This window comes from Streptomyces griseicoloratus, from assembly GCF_014534645.1.
In the GTDB taxonomy this organism is placed as follows: Bacteria; Actinomycetota; Actinomycetes; order Streptomycetales; family Streptomycetaceae; genus Streptomyces; species Streptomyces griseicoloratus.
This window is the reverse complement of record NZ_JACVQF010000199.1, coordinates 288,340-307,416: the sequence shown is the minus strand read 5'-3', so window position 1 is coordinate 307,416 and position 19,077 is coordinate 288,340. Positions and strand designations below refer to the sequence as shown.

The window sequence follows — 19,077 nt, the reverse complement described above, 5'->3', positions numbered from 1 at the left end:
CCGTGCCTCCCGACGGGGCGTTCGGCATCGGCTGAGCCGGGTGCCGGCTCCGGGACGCTGTGCGCGACGGGCGTCGACCGGCGGCGCAGGTTGCGCACCTCCGGCACGCACAGCACCGCCGCCGTGACCAGCACCACCAGCGTGGCGCAGCCCCACAGGGAAGCCGTCCGCCCGAAGGCGGTCTCCGCCGGGCCGGCCAGCGCCGTGGCCAGCGGCACCAGCGCGACCGAGCCGAACCAGTCGTAGGCCGAGACCCGCGAGAGCTTGTCCTCCGGTATCTCCTGGTGCAGCGCGGTCATCCAGGAGACGCCGAAGACCTCCAGCGTCACCCCGGTCAGGAACATCACCGCGCACAGCGCCGCCGCCGGTACCGGCACGGCGAGCGCGGCGGACGGCAGGGCCAGCGGGAAGACGCACAGGGTGCCGACGAACAGCAGACGGCGCGGCTTCCACCGGGTCATCAGCAGGGCGCCGACGACCGTGCCGGCTCCGAAGAAGCCCAGCGCCAGACCCCAGGGTCCCGCCCCGCCCAGGTGGTCGCGGGCGACGAGCGGGCCGTACACCGCGTCGGCGGCGCCGACCACCGCGTTGGCGATGGAGAACTGCACGACGATGCCCCACAGCCACGGCCGCCCGGCGAACTCCCGCCAGCCGTCCCGCAGGTCGGCGAGCAGGCCGCCCCCCGGGGCGCGCGGCGGTATGTGACCGACGTCGAGGAAGGCGCGCAGCGCCCCGGCGACCGCGAACGCCGCCGCGTCCGCCGCGAGCACCCAGCCCGGACCGACCGCGGCGACCATCGCCCCGCCCAGCGCGGCGCCGCCCAGGCCCGCGCCCTGCATCGCCATCCGGAACACCGCGAAGGCGCGGCCGGCCTGTTCGCCGTCGACGCAGGACATCAGCATGCCCTCGGCGGCCGGACTGAAGAACGCCTGACCGGTGCCGCCCAGCGCGGCCAGCAGCATCATCTGCCACAGTCGCGGCTCGCCGGCGAGGACGAGGACGGCGAACGCGCCCTGCGAGAGGAAGTTGAGGGCGTTGGCCGCGACCATCACCCGGTGCCGCGGCAGACGGTCCGCCACCGCGCCGCCGATCAGCAGGAACAGCACCAGCGGCAGGGTGCGGGCGGCGGCCACCAGACCGACGTCGCCGCCGTCGCCGCCGGCCTCCAGCACGGCGAACGCGGCGGCGATCAGCGCGCCGTTGCTGCCGAGGCTCGTGATCACGGCGGCGGCGGTGAGCAGGGAGTAGTTGCGGCCCGCCCAGGCGGGGCGCCGGCGGGGAGTGGTCGTGGACAGCACCCCGTGACTATCGCCGCGCCGGGGCCGACTTGCCAAACGCGATTCCGGCCCCGCCCGGGTCCGGGGACCTCACGACTCCGTGGGAGGTTCCTCGGTGAGGCGCACGGTGCTGAGGATCTTCTGGACCGTCGCCTCCGGGATCTCCTCGTCGACGCCCTTGGCGCCGTACAGGTTCCAGGTGACGAAGTCGCCCGCGCCGTTCTTGAACGCGAAGGTGATCGCCTTGCCCTCGGTGTCGCACTTGCCCTTCTGGGGCGTGCCCTGCGAGTACGCCGTGATGACGCTGCCCTCGATGCCGGAGGCCGTCTTGTAGGGCTTGGGCTTGCCGAACTTCACGCTCTTCTTGTCCGGCTGCGTGTAGCCGCCGTAGATCCACCACGGCACGCGGGTCTCGGCCGCCATGTCGGTGTCCTTGGCGCCGCTCTCGCCGCGGGTGCCGGCCGTCGCGAGAGCCGTGTGGTCCTCGCGGCCGTCCTTGTCGTCGTCGCTCGTGCACCACTCGGACTTGAGGTAGGCGGGAGCGGTGACGGTGGTGCGGTCCGTCTTGCCGTCCTTCTCCTCCCACTCGAAGCCGACGCTCGTGTCCGTGCTGTCGATCTCCCACTCGGCGGGCACGTCGAACATGGTGCCGAAGCGCGGGTTGGCGACGACCTTCCAGCCGGGGATGGTCGCCTTCACGTCACCGCCGCCGCGCGGGTTGTCGCCGGAGCCGGACGGGCTGGGGCCGGTGGTCGGGGAGTCGCCCTTGCCGCCCGTCGCGGTCGCGGTCGGCGTCGGGTTCTTGCCGTCGTCCGCGGTGTCGTCCTTGTCGCCGCCGAGCACCAGGAACCCGGTGACACCGGCGGCCACGACCACGGCGAGGGCCGCCACGATCGCGACCAGCTTGGTGCGGTTGCCGCCACCGCCGCCGCCCCGGGGCGGCTCGGGAGCCCCCGCGGGCTGGGGAGCGCCCCACTGCGGCTGCTGTCCGTAGGGGCCCGTCTGCTGGTATCCGGGCTGCTGGTACGGATTCGGCTGCTGGTACCCCGGCTGCTGGTACGGGTTGTTCGTCTGCGGGTTCTGCTCGCCCCCGGGCGGCTGCTGTCCTGGCCACATGGGCAGCAACCCTAGTGCCGTCCAGGACACGATTCGGTCACCGGGCCTTGTCAGGGACGTACCGAAGTCGCGGCGCGCGGTGCGTCAGGAGTCCGCGGGCGTGTACTCCCTGACGGTGCGCAGGATCCTGCGGACCGTGGCGTCCGGGACCTCCTCCCCGACGCCCGCGGCTCCGAAGAACGACCAGGAGACGAGGTCGCCGTCGGCGGCCTTGAACGCGAACGTCGTGGCCTTGCCGTCACCGTCGCACTTGTTCTCCTTCGCGACCCCCAAGGACCGCGAGGTGGCCACACTGCCGGTGATTCCGGAAGCGGTGGTGAAGGAGGTCACCGGGCCCGTCGTGACCTTCTCGCGGGCGGGCTGGGCGTACGCCCCGTAGACCCAGGCCGCCGAGTCCGACCGGGCGATCTCCTCGGTGCCGCGCGCACCGTCGTTGCCGCGGGTGCCCGCCGAGGCGAGGGGCGTGTGGTCGGGCGAGCCGTCCCGGTCGTCGTCCGAGGAGCACCACTTCTCCTTGAGGACGGCCGGGGCCTTCATGGCGACCAGGGGTTTGTCGTCGGGGTCGTCGTCCTCCGCGACGTAGGTGACCCAGTCCGGCGACTGCCTTATCCAGGAGGCCGGTACGTCGAAGGCGACGCCGAGGTCCGCGTTGGCCACCACGTTCCAGCCGGCGACGGTCGGCTTCAGGCCGTCGTCCCCGCCGCGCGGGTCCGCGGCGGCGGACGCGGCGGCGGAGGGCGAGGACGGGGCGGGTCCGGGCGCGGCCCCGTCGTCCTCGCCGCCGCGCAGGAGCACGGCGCCGGTCACGGCGGCCGCGACCACGACGGCCGCCGCGGCGACGACGGCCACCGCCTTCGTCCGGTGGCGGCCCGGGCCCCCGCCGGACGGCGGGGGCGGGGCCGTGACCGTGGGGGCGTTCCAAGGGGCGGGCGGCTGCCCGGCGTACGGACCGTGCTGCCGGTACGGATCGGGCTGCTGCGGGTGGGGACTCCCGGTGGGCGACTGCTCTCCTGGCCACATGGGCGGCAGCATACGGCGATCACCGAGGGCGTCTGGCCCCCGGATGCTACTCATGGGTAACCTGCCGCCATGAGCGCAGACCAGATGTCGATCGGCGAGATGCTCGCCGCCACGGTCCCGATGGTGCGGACCCTGAACCTCGAGTACCGGGAGACCACCGCGGAGAGGGCCGTCCTCGCCCTCCCGGACCAGAGCGAGTACCGCAACCACGTCGGCGGACCGCACGCCGGAGCCATGTTCACGCTGGGCGAGTCGGCCAGCGGCGCCATAGTCCTGGCCGCCTTCGGCGACCAGCTCTCCCGCGCCGTACCGCTGCCGGTGACCGCCGAGATCGCCTTCAAGAAGATCGCGCTGGGCCCGGTCACGGCCACCGCGACGCTCGGCCGTCCGGTGGCCGAGGTCGTCGCGGAGCTGGACGAGGGCAGGCGGCCGGAGTTCCCGGTGAGCGTCGCCATCCAGCGCGAGGACGGCGCCGTGACCGGGGAGATGACCGTGGTGTGGACCCTGCGCCCCAACGGCTGAACCGCATGCGCCCGTGTGCTCCGCGGCACACCCCGGCCGGCCCGGGTGCGCTTCCCTGACCAGGTAGGCTTCCCGGGTTGGCCTCGGCCGAGGCCAACCCGGGATCAGTCGGGGACGCGAATCGGAGGGACCGGCGTTGCACGTCCAGGAGTGGCTCGACACGGTGCCCGCGGTGGCCGTGTACGCCGTGGTCGGACTGGTCATCGGCCTGGAGAGCCTGGGCATCCCGCTGCCGGGCGAGATCATCCTGGTCTCCGCGGCCCTGCTGTCCTCCCAGCACGGTGGCATCGACCCGGTGATCCTGGGCGGCTGCGCCAGCGCGGGCGCGGTGATCGGCGACTCCATCGGCTACGCCATCGGCCGCAAGGGCGGACGGCCCCTGCTGGCCTGGCTGGGCCGGAAGTTCCCCCGGCACTTCAGCGAGGGGCACATCGCCACCGCCGAGCGCTCCTTCCAGAAGTGGGGCATGTGGGCCGTGTTCTTCGGCCGCTTCGTCGCCCTGCTGCGCATCTTCGCGGGCCCGCTCGCCGGCGTGCTGCGGATGCCGTACTGGAAGTTCCTGACCGCCAACATCCTCGGCGGCATCCTCTGGGCGGGCGGCACCACCGCCGTCATCTACTACGTCGGTGTCGTCGCCGAGTCCTGGCTGAAGCGCTTCTCGTGGCTGGGGCTGGTGGCCGCCGTGCTGGTCGGCGTGGCCTCGATGCTGGTGATCCGGCGCAAGGCCAAGCGGGCCGCGCCCGCACAGGACACGGCGGCCGAGCCCGGGACGGTTCCGGCCGCCGACTGAGCCGCCGACCGAGCCTCACGGCCGCTCGTGCACCTCGCGGTGCGCCTTCGCCAGCTCGGCGTACATCGTCCCGTTCAGCGTGACGCCCTGGCGCTCCTCCTCCGTCAGCTCCCGCCTCACCTTCGCCGGCACGCCCGCGACCAGCGAGCCGGGCGGCACCTCCATGCCCTGGGGGACGAGCGCCTGGGCGGCGACCAGGGAGCCGGCCCCGATCACCGCGCCGTTGAGCACGGTGGCGCCCATGCCGATCAGGCAGTCGTCCTCGACGGTCGCCCCGTGCACGACGGCGTTGTGCCCGATGGAGACGCGCTCGCCGACCGTGACGGGGAAGCCCGGGTCGGCGTGGAGCGTGCAGTTGTCCTGGACGTTGCTGCTCGCGCCGACGGTGATCCGCTCGACGTCGCCGCGCAGCACCGCCCCGTACCAGACGCTCGCACCCGCGTGCAGCGTCACCTCCCCGATGACCGAGGACGTCGGCGCCACGAAGGCCTCCGGGTCCACCTTCGGGTCCTTGCCGCCGATGCCCGTGATCAGCGCTTCCTGCGTCATCATCGCCTCCTGGTCGGGTGATGTACGGCACCGTACGCCACCCGGTGGGGTGAAGATCACAGCACTCCGGCGACTTCGCCGCACCGCCCGCTGAGTACGGTGTGCGGGTGCCGAAGCGCAAGAACACGTTCTCGTCCTGGCGGAGCCGCCTCGCGCAGCGGGCCGTCCACGCGGCCTGGGCCTGGGTGCAGCGCACCGGCTCCGTCACCGCCGACCGCCCCGGACGCCTCCGCTTCGGCGCGCTGGGCACCGGCACCCGGCTGGCCTTCCCGCTCGGCACGGTCTTCGGCGAGCCCTGGATCCACCTGGGCGCCCACTGCATCATCGGCGAGCAGGTCACGCTGACCGCCGGCCTGATGCCCGACCTCGACCTCGGCCCGGACCCGATCCTGCGCATCGGCGACGGGGTCGTCCTGGGCCGCGGCAGCCACGTCATCGCCGACACGACGGTCACCATCGGCAGCGACTGCTACTTCGGGCCGTACGTCTACGTCACGTCGACCAACCACTCCTACGACGATCCGCACGAACCCATCGGCAAGCAGTGGCCCCGGATGGAGCCGGTCTCGATCGGTTCCGGCTGCTGGATCGGCACCGGGGCCGTGATCCTGCCGGGCGCGCGCATCGGACGGAACGTGGTGGTGGCCGCGGGGGCCGTGGTGCGGGGCACGGTGCCGGACCACGCCGTGGTGGCGGGCGCGCCCGCCCGGGTCGTCCGGCGCTGGACGCCCGCCGACGGCTGGCAGCCGCCGCTGCGGACGCCGGCTCCGGTGCCGATACCCGACGGGGTCACGCCGGAGCAGCTGCGGCGGCTGTCGCAGCTCGACGAGGAGGCGGTGGCGCGGCTCGCCCAGGTCGAGGCCGAGTCCTGACTCAGCCGGTGGCCAGCAGCAGTGTGCCCACGAGGGCGAGGCCGGCGCCCGCCGCCTGGATGCCGCGCAGCCGCTCGCCGAGGAACCCGCGGGCGGCCAGGGCGGTCACCACCGGGTAGAGCGAGGCGAGCACCGCGGCCACCGTGACGGGGCCGTGGCGGGCGGCGAGGGAGTACGTCCCGTTCGCCGCGACGTCGGCGAGGCCGACGAACGCGAGCGCCGGCAGCGACGACCACGGGAACCCGCCCGGGGCGAGCGCGGGGGCGCCGCGCCGGACCGACGCCCACAGCGCGAGGCCGCCCGCCGTGACGTTGGTGACGCGCTGGACGAACAGGGCGAGGAAGAGACCGGTGAGCGTGGTCGACGCCTCCGCGATCAGGGCCATCACCGCGCCGAAGCCGAAGGCGGCGACCAGGGTGAGGACGACGGCCTGCCGCTGGACCGGGGCGCCGCGCAGCTGAGGGCCGCCCGCGAGCACGACCCCGGCGACGGCGACCAGGATGCCGGCGAACTGCGGCACCCCGGGCCGCTCGCCCAGCGCGAGTCCGACGGCGACCGGGACGGCCACGCCGAGCGAGCCGAGCGGCGAGACGACGCCCATCGGACCCAGGGCGAGCGCCTTGTAGAAGGCGAGCATCGCCACCGGGCCCACCAGTCCGGCGGCGACGGCGAACCACAGGCGCGGGGACGCCTCGCCCCAGGCGCCGGTGGCGGCCACGATCGTGCCGAGCACGACGACCGCGATCGACTGCGAGACGACGACCACGGTGAGCGCGGGGGTGCGCCGGGTGAGCACCCCGCCGCCGAAGTCGGCCATGCCCCACAGGAGGCTGGTGGCCAGGGCGAAGAGCGCTGTCATGGTCCGGTGGCCTCGCAGTACAGTTCGGTGAACGATCGGGTGCAGCCGACGATAGTTCAATGAACTGCACCATGTCATCCAAAACAATGGACGGAATGTGTCGGACCTCGACCTGCTGACCCAGTCCCTGGCGCGCAACGTCAAGCGCTGGCGCACCGAGCGCGGCTTCACCCTGGATGCACTCGCCGCACGGGCCGGCGTCAGCCGCGGCATGCTCATCCAGATCGAACAGGCACGGACCAACCCCAGCCTCGGCACGGTCGTCAAGATCGGCGACGCCCTCGGCGTCAGCATCACCACCCTGCTCGACTACGCACAGGGCCCCACGGTCCGGATCGTCCCCGCGGAGCAGGCCGTACGCCTCTGGCACACCGACGCCGGCAGCTACAACCGGCTGCTCGCCGGCACCGAGGCCCCCGGCCCGCTGGAGATGTGGGACTGGCGGCTGATGCCGGGCGAGAGCAGCCCGTCCGATCCGCACCCCGCCGGCACGGTCGAACTGGTGCACGTGACGGCCGGGGAGCTGACGCTCACCGTCGACGGCGTGCCGCACCGCGTACCGACCGGCGCGAGCGCCTCCTTCGAGGCCGCCACCCCGCACACGTACGGCAACGACGGCGACGAACCGATGGAGATGATCATGGCGGTCTCGGTGCCGCCCGTCCGCTGAGACGGCCGTCCACGGCGCGGCCCGGTGTTGTTAGCGTGCGGCCATGCACGCACCCATCGGAGACTTCGACAGCGCCACGCCCGCCCCCGACTGCCTCGACGAGCTGACCCGCCCGGTCGCCGACGCCGTACGCCACTGGCGCGGCAGCGTCCCCGCCGAGCAGATCGTCTACGTCGACACCGACCCGCAGTGGGCCGACACCGCCGTCTTCGTCGAGCACTACGGCCGTGACCTGCTGGAGCAGTCCGCGAACTGCGTGGTCGTCACGGGCAAGCGGGGCGGCGAGACCACGCTCGCCGCGTGCGTGGTGCTCTCCACCACCCGCGTCGACGTCAACGGAGTCGTCCGCCGCCACCTCGGCGCCCGCAAGGCGTCGTTCGCCCCGATGGACACCGCCACGGGCCTCAGCGGCATGGAGTACGGCGGGATCACCCCCATCGGCCTGCCCGAGGGCTGGCCGGTGCTGGTCGACTCGGCCGTCGTCGACCTGCCGTACGTCCTCGTCGGCAGCGGACGCCGGCGCGGCAAACTGCTGGTTCCGGGCAAGGCGTTCGCGGAGCTGCCGGGCGCGGTGGTCCTGGAGGGGCTCGGGGTGGCCGTCTAGGACAGGTGGTGGGCCAGCGCCAGATGCGGGTCCGGTTCCCCCGGGTCCGGTTCCGGGTCGGCGTGGACCAGGGCGGCGGTCAGCCGCGGTACGGCGTGCAGCAGCGCGTGTTCCGCGTCGACGGCGACACGGTGGGCCTGGCGGAGCGTCGCCCCGCCGTCCACGAGGAGGGCCACCTCGGCGCGCAGCCGGTGCCCGATCCAGCGCAGGCGCAGCTCGCCCACCCCGCGCACGCCCGGCACCTCGGCCAGCGCCCGCTCGGCCCGGTCCACCAGCGCCGGATCGACGGCGTCCATGACCCGGCGGAACACCTCGCGCGCCGCGTCCCGCAGCACCAGTGCGATCGCCGCCGTGATCGCGAGCCCCACCAGCGGGTCGGCGAGCCGCCACCCCAGCGCCGAGCCCCCGGCGCCGAGCAGCACGGCCAGCGAGGTGAACCCGTCCGTCCGGGCGTGCAGTCCGTCGGCGACCAGCGCCGCCGAGCCGATCGCGCGGCCGGTGCGGATCCGGTAGCGGGCCACCCACTCGTTGCCCGCGAAACCGACCAGGGCGGCCGCGGCGACCGCCGGGACGTGTGCCACCGGGCGGGGGTCGAACAGCCGGTCGACCGCCGTCCATGCGGCGAAGGCCGCGGACGCGGCGATCGTCAGGACGATCACGATGCCCGCCAGATCCTCGGCACGCCCGTAGCCGTAGGTGAACCGGCGCGTGGCCGCGCGCCGGCCCAGGACGAACGCGACGCCCAGCGGCACGGCGGTCAGCGCGTCCGCCGCGTTGTGCACCGTGTCGCCGAGCAGCGCCACCGAGCCGGAGGCCAGCACGACGGCCGCCTGTGCCAGCGCCGTGACGCCGAGGACGGCCAGTGACACCCACAGGGCCCGCAGGCCGCGGGCTGAGGACTCCAGCGCGGGGTCCAGGCGGTCGGCGGTGTCGTGGGAGTGGGGGGCGAGGAGATGGGCGAGGCGGTGACGCGGGCCCGGGTGGTGGTGGTCGTGGTGGCGGTGCCGGTCGCTCACGGGGATCCCCTTCCGGTGTCTCCGGTGCGGTGGGTGGACGCATGACGCCCACGGCGCCATTATGTGCGTATGAGCGCACGCATGCACCTGTCACCTGCGCACGATGCGCATCCGCGCACCCCGGGCGAGGAGCAGTTCGCGCTCGCCGCCGAACTCCTGGCCCTGCTCGGCGACCGCACCCGCCTCACCCTGCTGCACGCCCTGACCCGCGGCGAGGCCGACGTCACCACCCTCACCGAGGCCTGCGGGGCCGCCCGGCCCGCCGTCAGCCAGCATCTGGCCCGGCTGCGGCTCGCCGGGCTCGTGGACACCCGCAAGGAGGGCCGCCGGGTCGTCTACTCGCTCCGCGACGGACATCTGCGCCGCCTGCTGGACGAGGCACTGAGCGTGGCCGACCACCGGCTCGGCAACCGGCCCCCGCACGACTGAGACGGTCTCCTCAGCCGGTGGTCCTCGTGCCGAGGTACTGCTCGGCGAACGCCGCCGCCGCGACGGGGGAGTCGAACAGCCGGCGCAGCCGGGCGAGCGCGGTGCCCGCGCGGTACGGGTCGCCCGACGCCGTGCCGTGGTACACCTCCGACAGCCACTGGGAGAACTCCTGGTAGTCCCACACCCGGGCCAGGCACCTCGCCGAGTAGCCGGCCAGCGCCCCGTCGTCGCCCTCCGTCAGCCGTGCGACCAGCCCGTCGCCGAGCAGGAAGGCGTCGTGCAGGGCGAGGTTCATGCCCTTCGCCGCGACGGGCGCGGTGAGATGGGCGGCGTCGCCGGCCAGGAACAGCCGCCCGAACGCCATCGGTTCCACCACGTAGTTGTGCATGTCGAGGACGCGCCTCTCGATCAGCCGGCCCTCCGTGAGCGGCTGCGCGCCGGCCGCGCCGAGCCGTTCCCGCAACTCCGCCCAGACCCGCTCGTGCGGCCAGTTCTCCGGGGCGTCGCCCGGCGGGCACTGGAGGTAGTAGCGCGTCACCTCGGGGCTGCGCGCCATGTGCCCGGCGAACCCGCGCGGGTGCATGCCGAACACCACGCAGTCGCAGGACGGCGGCGCCTCGGCGAGCAGGGCGAGCCAGCCGACGCCGTAGTCGTACCGGGAGACGCGGACCCGCTCCGGCGGCATCGCGGTCCGCGTCACCCCGCGCGCACCGTCGCAGCCCGCGACGAAGTCGCACTCCACGACGCGGCGTTCACCCGATCCGGGGCTCACGTACGACACCGACGGCCGCCCGGAGTCCACACCGTGCACGCGCACGTCCCGCACCCCGAACCGGATCTCCCCGCCCCGCACGTCCGCGTACTCGCGCACCAGATCGGTCACGAGGAACTGCTGCGGGTAGATGAAGTGGTGACGTCCCGACAGCTCCGCGTACCGGAACCGGTACCGCTCCCCGGCGAACCGGAACTCGCACTCGCCGTGCACCTGCGCCCGCTCCAGCAGGTTCCGCGCCAGACCGCGCCGCTCCAGCCCCCGTACGGCCCACTCCTCGACGACCCCGGCACGCGGCCGGTGCTCGATGACCTCGCGGCTCTCGGTCTCCAGGACCAGACAGTCCACGCCCCCGGCGCGCAGGATGCAGCCGACGGTGAGCCCGGCCGGTCCGGCGCCCACGACGACGACCGGAAAGCGTTGTCCGGCAGGGGAGTTGAGGGGAGAGTCCGTGGGGGGCACCCGAGCATTATGTCGACGTCCCGAGGGCCCGGGAACGGGTACGGTGGACTTCCGAGGCGGGTCCGGCGCGCGAGCGGGGTGACATGGTGGTCGAGTGGGCGCCGGCGGACTTCTACCGCCCCGTCGACGGCGGTCTCCAGTGCACCCTGTGCCCCTTCCGGTGCCGGCTGCGCGACGGCGACACCGGCGCCTGCAAGGTGCGCAGGCGGCGAGGCGACCAGGTCCTGACGGCCACCCGCGGCACCACCGTCGAGCACTGGTCCGCGGTGGAACGCAAGCCCTTCTACCACTTCCGGCCCGGCCTGCGGCTGCTGACGCTGGCCCCGCCCGGCTGCTCCTTCCGCTGCGACTACTGCGTCAACCACCGCGTCTCCCAGTACGGCCGCGACCCGGTCGGCGACAGCGCCCTCCCGCACACGCCCACCGACCCCGGCGCACTGGTGCGGACGGCGGCCGAGCAGGGGGCGGGCATCGCCCTGTCGTACTCCGAACCCTCCCTCGCCGCCGAACTCACCCTGGAACTGGGCGCCCACGCGGCCCCGTCGGGCGTGCCCCTGGTGTGGAAGAGCAACGGCTTCCTCACCCCGGAGGCCGTCTCCCGCCTCGCCCCGGCCCTCGCCGCCGTCAACATCGACGTCAAGGCCGCCGGGGAGGAGGACCACCGCCGCCTCACCGGCGCACCCCTCGCCCCCGTCCTGCGGACCCTGGAACTGATGAGGGCGGCCGGGGTGTGGGTGGAGGTCAGCACCCCGCTGATCCCCGGCACCAGCGACGACGACGCACACCTCGCGCGCATCGCCGGCCACGTCGCGCGGCTCGGCCCCGACACCCCCTGGCACCTGCTGCGCTTCACCCCCACCTACCGCATGGCACGGCACCGCCCCACCCCGCCGGACCGGCTGCGCCGCGCGGTGGACATCGGACACGCGGCCGGCCTGCGGTACGTCTACGTCGAGCGCGCCCTCGGCGCCGGGGGACGGGCGACCCGCTGCCCGGGGTGCGGCACCGAGGCCGTGACACGCGACGTGTGGGGACCGGGCCGGAGCCTGCTGCGCGACGGACGGTGCCCCGGCTGCGGACAGCGGCTCGCGGGCGTGTGGGACTGACCGGCACGGCACACCAGGACGCCGACACCCGGAAGGGGAACCGAGGATGACCGCCGAATACCGCTTCGTACCGGATCTGCCGGACCTGATCGACGCCGGTGAGTACGACGACCACCCCGACGGGCGGCTGGTCCGGCTGCGCATCACCTGGGACGACAAGGGCGTCGAGGTACTGGGCGACGCCTTCCGGCCGGACGCGCTGGAGGCCCTGCTGGAGCGGATGGACCCGGAGGCGATCGAGCAGATGCTGTGCGGGTGACCGCGGTCCCGGACGTCCTCGCGGCGCACTCCTACAGCCTGCCGAGGACCCCGGTCAGCACCCGGCGCAGCTCCTGCGCTTCGGGCTCGGGGGCCAGGACCCAGGTGTCCGGGCCGTCGGGCGGCACCGGGTGGTGCGGATAGTGGACCCGCAGGGTGAGGGAGCCGGGGAGCGGCAGGGACGGCTCGTAGGCGTGGGTCAGCAGCAGGGTCCGGGCCTCGCCCGCGTCCGCTGCCGCCAGGCCGCGCGCCGCGTCCCGGGCGAGCGCCGCCGCGCGGAGCGGATCGGCGGGCTCGGGCGGCACCGGCTCCCACAGCAGTCGCAGATCCGCCGGCGACGTCAGCCGGGCCGGCGCCGCGCGTCCGTCGAGCCGGACCAGGGCCACCGCCCGGCCGGCCTCCAGCAGCGCCGCCGCCAGCAGGTGCGCGCACAGCCGCAGACCGCTGCCCACCCGGCCCTGCGCCGGGGCCCCGGTGTCCAGGACCAGCACGGCGTCACGCTCGGTCCACGGCAGCCGGCCGCGGCGCGTCCGGTACAACAGGGCGTCCTGCGCCCACAGGGCGTGCAACAGCGGTGCCGGAAGCGCCATCTGTGACGGCACCAGACGGTCCGGTGGCCCGTGCCGGGCCCACTGCGCGGGCGCCCCGGCGGTCGCCGGACCCGGCACGTCGTCGCCGAGCGGAACGGGCAGCCGGGGCGGAACGCCCGAGATCCGGGTGGCCTCCGCGGCCGCCGTCGCCCACGGTCCCCGCGCCAGCCGCAGCGGCAGCGCCGGATCCTGGCACACCGCCTCCGGGCCCAGCAGGGCCAGCAGCGGCAGCAGTTCGCGGTGTACCTCGTCCAGGGCCGCGGCCGGCTCGTCCGCCGGGAGGGCCGGACGCTCCGGCGGTACTGAGCCGCCCCCCAGCGCCCACTCCAGCGTCGCCCGCAGCTCCTGCAGGGGGATGCCGGGCGGCGGGGCGCAGCGCGGGTCCGGACGCAGCCGGGACGCCACCACGGCGGTCAGCGCCGCGTGCGCCGACCGCGGCCAGCCCAGTGAGCGCAGCGCGCGTGCGGCCTGTCCCCGGTGCAGCAGCCGGTGCCCGGCCGGCGGCTGCGGACGCAGCAGCGCCGCGACGTCGGCGAGCACGGCGAGCGGGACCGCCGCGTCGACCGCGGCCGCCATCGCCCCCAACTCGGCGAGATACGCCGGAGATCCGGGCAGCGGCACACCCGGCCCGTCGCTCTCCGGGGCGGCCAGGACGTCCCACAGCAGCGTACGGCCGCCGCTGTACGTCGTGGCCAGCCGGCGGCCGTCGGGGGACCAGCGCACGGACCAGACCGGCCCGGGCGGGCCGTCGGGCTCCAGGGTCGCGGCCACCGTCCCCCGCGTCACGTCCCACACCTGGACCACCGAGGTCTCCCGGCCGGGTCCCGGCGCCGCGAGCAGCGCCCCGTCCGGCGACCAGGCCAGCGCCGGGGCCCAGCCCCGGCCGCCGGGCGTGCCGAACTCCCGCTGCACCCGCCAGGTGAGCGTCGACCACACCGTCAGCGGGCCCTCGCCCGCGGCCGGCGTCACGGCGAGCCGGCTCCCGTCCGGCGACCAGGCGACCCGGGTCGCGAACGTGCCGGGCGGCAGGGCCAGCCGGCCCGCCCGCTCCCGCCGCGGCATGTGCCACAGCAGCACCGCGCCCCGGGTCCCGGCCGCCAGCGCCGACCCGTCCGGCGCCCAGGCCGGGCGGCCCACCCCCTGGGAGAGGTACAGGCTGCCCGGTGGTCCCACCGGGTCGCCCCCGGCGTCCAGGGTGTACACGTACAGATGGGTCGGGGCGGGCCCGGGCTCGGGCACCGCCAGCACCGGCGGACCCTCGGGCGCCGGCGACCACGCGGGGGCCTGGCCCCCCGGCAGGACCGCCAGTGTCCCCCCGCCGTCCGGAGCGAGCACGGTCAGCCCCGCCCGGCCGTCCCGCGAGGCACAGGCCAGCAGCCCGTGCCGGGCGGGCCCGGCCTCCAGGTCGTGGGCGCCGCCGGGCCCCGAGGCGACCGGCGCGGACCACCGGGTGCCGGGCCGGCCGGGGGTCAGCGCGGCCAGCGTGCCCGGTGCGGTCTCCAGCACGCAGTCGCCGCCCGGCCCCGCCCACGCGAAGGCCGGGGCACGCAGCCGCTCGCCGCCGTCGTGGAGCGGGGCCGGTCCGCCGATCCGGGGCGTGCGGTCGCGCGGCGAGGGCAGGGCACGCCCGACGGACCGGCACATCGCCGCCGCCCAGCTGCGCAGCAGCACTCCCACCCGGCGCTGCGCCGGGTACGGGGCCGCGTCCGGCAGCTCCCACAGCTCCGCGCCGGTACGGGTGCCGACCAGCACCCGGCCGGTGGGCGAGACGCTGAGGTCGCGCGGCGAGCCGATCCGCGCGGGCAGGCGGGCGACGACGTCCAGGGCACGGTCCAGGACGAGCAGCGCGCCCCCGTCCGTACCGGCGACCAGGAAGCGCCCGGTGCGGCTGAAGCCGAGCCCGGCCACGGCACCGGGCACCTGCCCGTCCGCCACCGAGTGGCCCGTGGCGCGGTCGACCAGATGGACGCCCGAGGAGTCCGCGAAGGCCAGGGTGTTCCGGTCGGGCGACCAGGCCAGCGCCGTGACGCCGGTACGGCCGGTACGCGGGGCGAAGTCCATCCGCACCGGGGCCACGCTCCACAACTGCAGTGCCGTGCCCGTGGCCAGGCACAGCTGACGGCCCTGCGGATCCCAGGCCAGCGCGACCACCGGGTCGACGGTGGGCAGCGCCGACGACCCGCCCGTCCCCCGGTGCCGGACCACGACGCCGTCGCCGGCCGCGGCCACCCACAGCCCGTCGGGCGAGACCGCGAGCGTGTGCGCACCCGGCGGCACCGCGAATCCGTCGTCGACCGGTGCCCCGCTGTCGCCGTCGTGCACCGTGACCCGGCCGTCCCGCAGCGCGAGGACCTCGCCGCCGTCCGGACCCCACGCCACGGCCGAGGCGGGGCCGTCGCCGGACACCGACCACAGCACCCTGCCGGTGTCGTCGCGGCAGGTGAGCGCGTCGGCCGCGAGCTGCACGAACGCGGTGCCGTCGTGGGAGAGCCCGGTGCAGGGTTCGGCGCCGGACAGCGCCAGCAACCGCCGGGGACCGGCCGGCGGGGGAGCGGCGCCGCCCGCCGTCACGGTTCCTCCGGCAGGTCCAGCGCGGCCTCCTCGTACAGCCTGGCGGCCTCCAGCAGGTCGCCGGCGGCGCGGAACGCCTCGGCCGCGCCCTCCTTGTCCCCCAGGGCGCGCAGCCGCACGGCACGCTCCAGGGACTCGCCGGTGTCCCGGCCCGTCGGCCCGTCCGGCGCGCGGGCGGCGCGGCCCGAGCCGACCAGCGACTCCAGCGCGTCCAGGAGTTCCTGCCCGGCCCTGGACAGCCCCTCGGAGACCTCGATCCGGTCCCCCGGGGCCCACAGCGTCCAGGCCGGCACCATCGGGGCGAGCGGGAAGCGGTGCCGGCCGCCCGTCCAGCAGACCACCGCGCAGGAGTCGTCCAGGCCGAACAGCCGGGCCCGGGCCGCGGGCGGCAGCGGGGGAGCCAGAAGGTGCCCGGACTCCACGAAGCAGCCGCCCGGGCCGATGCGGTGCAGCGGCACGCCGAAGGGCAGGTCCCGGGCCAGTCCCGCCGGCTCCAGGAGCAGATGGTGTCCGGGGCCCGGCAGCAGGAACGCCACCTCGCCCAGGGGCCGCCCCGGCAGATAGCGGCGCAGGCGAGGGAGTTCGTCGTCGTCCAGGAGCACGGCGTCCACGGCCGTGCCCGCAGCGGCGTCGGGCACCAGCCGCACCGGTGTCGCCGGCGCCCGCAGCACGCCGTCCGGCAGGCGGTGCGGGACCTCGGCACCCGCGGGCTCGGCGGCGGGGCCCACCAGCTCGGCCGGGGCGGGCGAGGGCGGCCCGAGCGCCTCCAGCCGCAGCGGCGGCCACTCCGTGCGGTCGCCGGCCAGCCACCACTCGCCGTCGGGAACGGGGGAGTGGAGCAGTGCGTCGTCGACACCGGGGCGCAGCCGCACGTCCAGCAGCAGCCGCTCGCAGCCGGCCACGGGCCGGCACACCGCGGTGCGGGGCAGCGCCGACAGGGCCACGACCAGCGCGTGCGGCACCGCCTCGGGCGAGGACAGAACGAGCAGCAGCGTCTGCCGCTCCCCCGTGCCGGTGGCCAGGTCACGCATCCGGACGGGGAGGACCGAGACCTCGACCCCGAAGGCGAGGGCCTGCCGCACCACCGAGGGCTGCAACCGGGCGGTCGTCAGCACCGACAGCGAGGGCCGCGGCCTCCGGTCGGGCGTGGTCGGGGGCAGCCGCGTGAGCAGGTCCACCGGGCCGAGCCGGGGCCAGGAGGCGACGTCCGCCAGCCTCTGGGGGCCGCCGCCGGGATGCGTACCGCGTGGTGCGGCGAGCGCCCCGTGCGGGAGCACCCGCCAGGACTCGGCCCCGTGCAGCGTCAGCAGTTCGGCACCGAGCGCCGGGCCGAGCGTACTGAGCAGCCATACGGCACCGCCGCCGGGCTCGGCGTGGCAGCTCCACTCGGCGGCCCCGGCGCGGTGCAGCGCGCCGACGGCCGCGAGGGCCCGGTGCCCCGCGGGGAAACGGCCCGCGGTCCGCCACTCCACGGCCGGGACCGGCGCGTCGGCGACGGGTGCGGACGGGGCCTCGGTGACGGGCGGACGGTCCTCCTCGGACCGCGCCGGGCGCACGCTGAAGCGGACGCCCTGGTCGGGCGGTCCGCCCGCCGGGCCGGCCGGTGGCGTGTGGTGCTCGGTCACCGCGGCCGGCGGGGACGGCGTACGACGGCCGCGCGGGGGCGGTGTGCCGGGCGGCACCGGGCGGGCGACCAGCGAGGACTGCGCGGGGGGAGCACCGGGCTGGTCGGTGTCGGACGTGATGCGGTTCAGCAGGCGGCGCAGCGGGCCCTCGGTCGGTGCCATCGGCTCAGGGCCCTCCCGCTCGGCCGTGGCTCCCGGCGCCGGTCCGTGCGCCGGGTGCCTGCGCGGTGTCCGCGGACGGGCCGGACGGCAACCACGCGGCGGACCCCAGGCGCCGGGCGGCCCACTCGCGCCACAGGGGCAGTACGTCGCCGCCGCCCTGGGCGTCGTAGGCCGCGCGGAACAGCCGGGCACCCCAGTCGAACCGTTCGACCCGGTCGGCGGCCTCGACGCCCCAGTCCAGCAGCAGCCGTCGCTCCGTGCGGACCGCCAGCGCCGGCAACCGGGACTCGACGAGGGGGAAGAGGTCGAGCAGGGGCTGCGCCGAGCCGCCGCCGAGCCGCTCCGCCAGCGCCCGGGCCAGGGCCAGGCGCAGTGCCTGCGGGCCCTTGCCGACCGCGTCCCGGCCGAGCGCGGCCAGCAACTGCCGTGCCGGAGCGGTCCGTCCGGCCAGGAGCAGCTCCCAGGCGGCCTCCAGCCGGCGTCCCCGCTCCTGCCAGCAGCGCGCCGCGACATCGGGCCGGCCGAGCAACCGGTAGCAGCGCGCCGCCTGCTCCGGGTGCCCGGCCTGGCGGTAGGTCCGCGCCGCCCGCTCCAGTTCGCCCGCCCGCTGGTAGGCGTCCGCCGCCGACCACTGCCAGCCGAGCAGGTCGTAGCAGCGGGCCGCCTCGGTGTGCGCCTGGGCCTCCGAGTAGAGGTGCGCGGCCCGCAGCAGCAGCCGGGTGCGCCGCCTCACGCCGTCTCCCGCTCACCCTGTTCGGGGTCGTCGGTCTCCGTCTCGCCGTGCCGTGGCGCCGCGGCCGCCGGGTCGTGCCGCAACAGCGGGGGTTCCTCGGCGCCCGGGACCTCCTCGACGTCGGGTCTGCGGGCCAGGACCGCCCCCAGCTCGGCGCTGATCCGGTCGTGCTCGGCGTCGTGCCCGGCACCCGATCCGCCACCGATGTCGTCGACCTGGAACAGCTCCACCTCACCGGTCTCGGTGTTGAACCGGAACCGTACGCGCACCCGCATCCGTCACATCTCCAGCTCGAACTCGATGTCGATGCCGTCCTCGGTCTCCTCCTGCCGGATGCCCGAGGCGCCGTGCTGCCGGGCGAAGTCCACCAGCGCCCGCCGGTAGGCGGTGGCCAGCACGCCGTTGACCGCGCGCAGCCCGTCCTCGCCGAGCCGGGTGATCCGGGCCCGGTTGCGGGCGTCCAGTTCGGCCCGCACCCGCTCGCGCTCCTCGGCCAGGCGGGCCCGGGCGTCCGCGTCGGCGGCCCGCTGCAGCCGCTCCTCCGCGGCGGCCGCCGCCGAGGCCGCCTCCTGGTCGGCCCGGGACCGCAGCCGGGCGGCCAGGTCACGCGCCCGGCGCACGGCGTCGGCCTCGGCGGCGGCCTGCGCGTCCCGCTCGGCCGTCTCCCGGTTCCGCCCGCCGAACCCGTCGTTGTAGTAGCGGCCCTCGCCCCGGCCCGTCGCCCGGTCGCGGACGTCGCCCCGCAGCGACTCGGCGGCGTGGCCCTCGGCGGTGACGACGTCCTCCAGCCGGGCGGTCACCACCAGCTCCCCGGTGGCCGGCTCGTACCGGACCTGGCCGTCGGGCAGGTCCCGGACGTGGACGCCGCCCTCCGCGCGCCAGCCGTCGGCGGTGCCGAGCGCCCGCTCGAAGACCTCCCGGGTGCGCGGGCCCAGGGTGCCCCCGAAGGGGTGGCTCACCTCCAGCTCGCTGACCACCGAGTCACTGGCGGTGGCGCGGCGTTCCAGTTCCAGATGCCACGCCTCGACGACTTCCCTGGTGGCTTCGACGCGGACCCTGCGCGGATTGCACATG

At 75.8% G+C, this 19,077-nt stretch carries 20 protein-coding genes; 8 read left to right on the top strand and 12 right to left on the bottom strand.

Annotation, left to right across the window (positions count from 1 at the left end; genetic code table 11):
• The 3 genes from H0H10_RS20500 to H0H10_RS20490 form a co-directional block, all read right to left on the bottom strand.
• The coding region (locus H0H10_RS20500) for an MFS transporter (protein ID WP_223180134.1) at positions 1-1,295 on the bottom strand (1,295 nt) is incomplete at its 3' end.
• 72 nt (positions 1,296-1,367) lie between these two features.
• Complete coding sequence (locus tag H0H10_RS20495; protein WP_188182465.1) at positions 1,368-2,393, bottom strand: DUF8017 domain-containing protein; 1,026 nt, start codon at positions 2,391-2,393, stop codon at positions 1,368-1,370.
• Positions 2,394-2,477: 84 nt separating this feature from the next.
• Positions 2,478-3,413, bottom strand: a complete 936-nt coding sequence (locus H0H10_RS20490; protein WP_188182464.1) for a DUF8017 domain-containing protein — start codon at positions 3,411-3,413, stop codon at positions 2,478-2,480.
• 84 nt (positions 3,414-3,497) lie between these two features.
• Between H0H10_RS20490 and H0H10_RS20485 the strand changes: the two genes are divergently transcribed.
• Both H0H10_RS20485 and H0H10_RS20480 read left to right on the top strand, forming a co-directional pair.
• A complete protein-coding gene (locus H0H10_RS20485; RefSeq protein WP_188182494.1) occupies positions 3,498-3,935 on the top strand; it encodes a DUF4442 domain-containing protein in 438 nt (145 codons plus the stop codon).
• A 136-nt stretch (positions 3,936-4,071) separates the two neighbouring features.
• On the top strand, positions 4,072-4,725 hold the full coding sequence (locus H0H10_RS20480; RefSeq protein WP_188182463.1) for a DedA family protein: 654 nt from the start codon (positions 4,072-4,074) through the stop codon (positions 4,723-4,725).
• A 15-nt stretch (positions 4,726-4,740) separates the two neighbouring features.
• Here H0H10_RS20480 and H0H10_RS20475 read toward each other — a convergent pair whose 3' ends face one another.
• Positions 4,741-5,274 carry a gamma carbonic anhydrase family protein gene (locus H0H10_RS20475; protein ID WP_188182493.1) on the bottom strand — a complete coding sequence of 178 codons (534 nt, stop codon included), beginning with the start codon at positions 5,272-5,274 and terminating at the stop codon, positions 4,741-4,743.
• Between the two features lie 107 nt (positions 5,275-5,381).
• Between H0H10_RS20475 and H0H10_RS20470 the strand changes: the two genes are divergently transcribed.
• A complete protein-coding gene (locus tag H0H10_RS20470) occupies positions 5,382-6,146 on the top strand; it encodes an acyltransferase (RefSeq protein ID WP_188182462.1) in 765 nt (254 codons plus the stop codon).
• A 1-nt stretch (position 6,147) separates the two neighbouring features.
• On the opposite strand, the gene H0H10_RS20465 is transcribed toward H0H10_RS20470, so the two are convergent.
• Positions 6,148-7,005 (bottom strand): DMT family transporter, encoded by an 858-nt coding sequence (locus H0H10_RS20465; RefSeq protein ID WP_188182461.1) that lies wholly within the window; start codon positions 7,003-7,005, stop codon positions 6,148-6,150.
• 97 nt (positions 7,006-7,102) lie between these two features.
• Between H0H10_RS20465 and H0H10_RS20460 the strand changes: the two genes are divergently transcribed.
• Together H0H10_RS20460 and H0H10_RS20455 are read left to right on the top strand one after the other, a co-directional pair.
• Positions 7,103-7,675 carry a helix-turn-helix domain-containing protein gene (locus H0H10_RS20460; protein ID WP_188182460.1) on the top strand — a complete coding sequence of 191 codons (573 nt, stop codon included), beginning with the start codon at positions 7,103-7,105 and terminating at the stop codon, positions 7,673-7,675.
• A 43-nt stretch (positions 7,676-7,718) separates the two neighbouring features.
• Complete coding sequence (locus tag H0H10_RS20455; protein ID WP_188182459.1) at positions 7,719-8,279, top strand: YbaK/EbsC family protein; 561 nt, start codon at positions 7,719-7,721, stop codon at positions 8,277-8,279.
• Here H0H10_RS20455 and H0H10_RS20450 read toward each other — a convergent pair.
• Positions 8,276-9,295, bottom strand: a complete 1,020-nt coding sequence (locus H0H10_RS20450) for a cation diffusion facilitator family transporter (RefSeq protein ID WP_309141847.1) — start codon at positions 9,293-9,295, stop codon at positions 8,276-8,278. The two genes, H0H10_RS20455 and H0H10_RS20450, sit on opposite strands and share 4 nt — an antisense overlap.
• Positions 9,296-9,364: 69 nt before the next feature.
• Between H0H10_RS20450 and H0H10_RS20445 the strand changes: the two genes are divergently transcribed.
• The gene (locus H0H10_RS20445; RefSeq protein WP_188182457.1) at positions 9,365-9,724 is read left to right on the top strand and encodes an ArsR/SmtB family transcription factor; all 360 of its coding nucleotides are present in this window, start codon (positions 9,365-9,367) and stop codon (positions 9,722-9,724) included.
• Between the two features lie 10 nt (positions 9,725-9,734).
• On the opposite strand, the gene H0H10_RS20440 is transcribed toward H0H10_RS20445, so the two are convergent.
• Positions 9,735-10,958, bottom strand: coding sequence for a 4-hydroxybenzoate 3-monooxygenase (locus H0H10_RS20440; RefSeq protein WP_188182456.1), 1,224 nt, complete (start codon positions 10,956-10,958; stop codon positions 9,735-9,737).
• Positions 10,959-11,041: 83 nt separating this feature from the next.
• Between H0H10_RS20440 and amrS the strand changes: the two genes are divergently transcribed.
• Positions 11,042-12,064 (top strand): AmmeMemoRadiSam system radical SAM enzyme, encoded by a 1,023-nt coding sequence (gene amrS / locus H0H10_RS20435; protein WP_188182455.1) that lies wholly within the window; start codon positions 11,042-11,044, stop codon positions 12,062-12,064.
• Positions 12,065-12,110: 46 nt separating this feature from the next.
• Positions 12,111-12,323, top strand: coding sequence for a radical SAM-modified peptide, FtsH ternary system-associated (locus H0H10_RS20430; protein WP_188182454.1), 213 nt, complete (start codon positions 12,111-12,113; stop codon positions 12,321-12,323).
• Between the two features lie 31 nt (positions 12,324-12,354).
• On the opposite strand, the gene H0H10_RS20425 is transcribed toward H0H10_RS20430, so the two are convergent.
• From H0H10_RS20425 to H0H10_RS20405, 5 genes are read right to left on the bottom strand one after another with little or no spacing between them, the layout of a single operon-like run.
• A complete protein-coding gene (locus H0H10_RS20425) occupies positions 12,355-15,483 on the bottom strand; it encodes a WD40 repeat domain-containing protein (RefSeq protein WP_188182453.1) in 3,129 nt (1,042 codons plus the stop codon).
• Positions 15,480-17,270, bottom strand: coding sequence for a DUF8588 domain-containing protein (locus tag H0H10_RS20420; RefSeq protein ID WP_188182452.1), 1,791 nt, complete (start codon positions 17,268-17,270; stop codon positions 15,480-15,482). Before H0H10_RS20420 ends, H0H10_RS20425 begins: the two co-directional genes overlap by 4 nt.
• A gap of 4 nt (positions 17,271-17,274) precedes the next feature.
• Positions 17,275-18,003 carry a soluble NSF attachment family protein gene (locus tag H0H10_RS20415; protein ID WP_188182451.1) on the bottom strand — a complete coding sequence of 243 codons (729 nt, stop codon included), beginning with the start codon at positions 18,001-18,003 and terminating at the stop codon, positions 17,275-17,277.
• Positions 18,000-18,278: a hypothetical protein gene (locus H0H10_RS20410; RefSeq protein ID WP_188182450.1), complete on the bottom strand. Its 279-nt coding sequence runs from the start codon at positions 18,276-18,278 to the stop codon at positions 18,000-18,002. The genes H0H10_RS20415 and H0H10_RS20410 overlap by 4 nt, the downstream gene beginning before the upstream one ends.
• Before the next feature lie 3 nt (positions 18,279-18,281).
• Positions 18,282-19,076 (bottom strand): hypothetical protein, encoded by a 795-nt coding sequence (locus tag H0H10_RS20405; RefSeq protein ID WP_188182449.1) that lies wholly within the window; start codon positions 19,074-19,076, stop codon positions 18,282-18,284.
• Position 19,077: the final 1 nt, after the last annotated feature.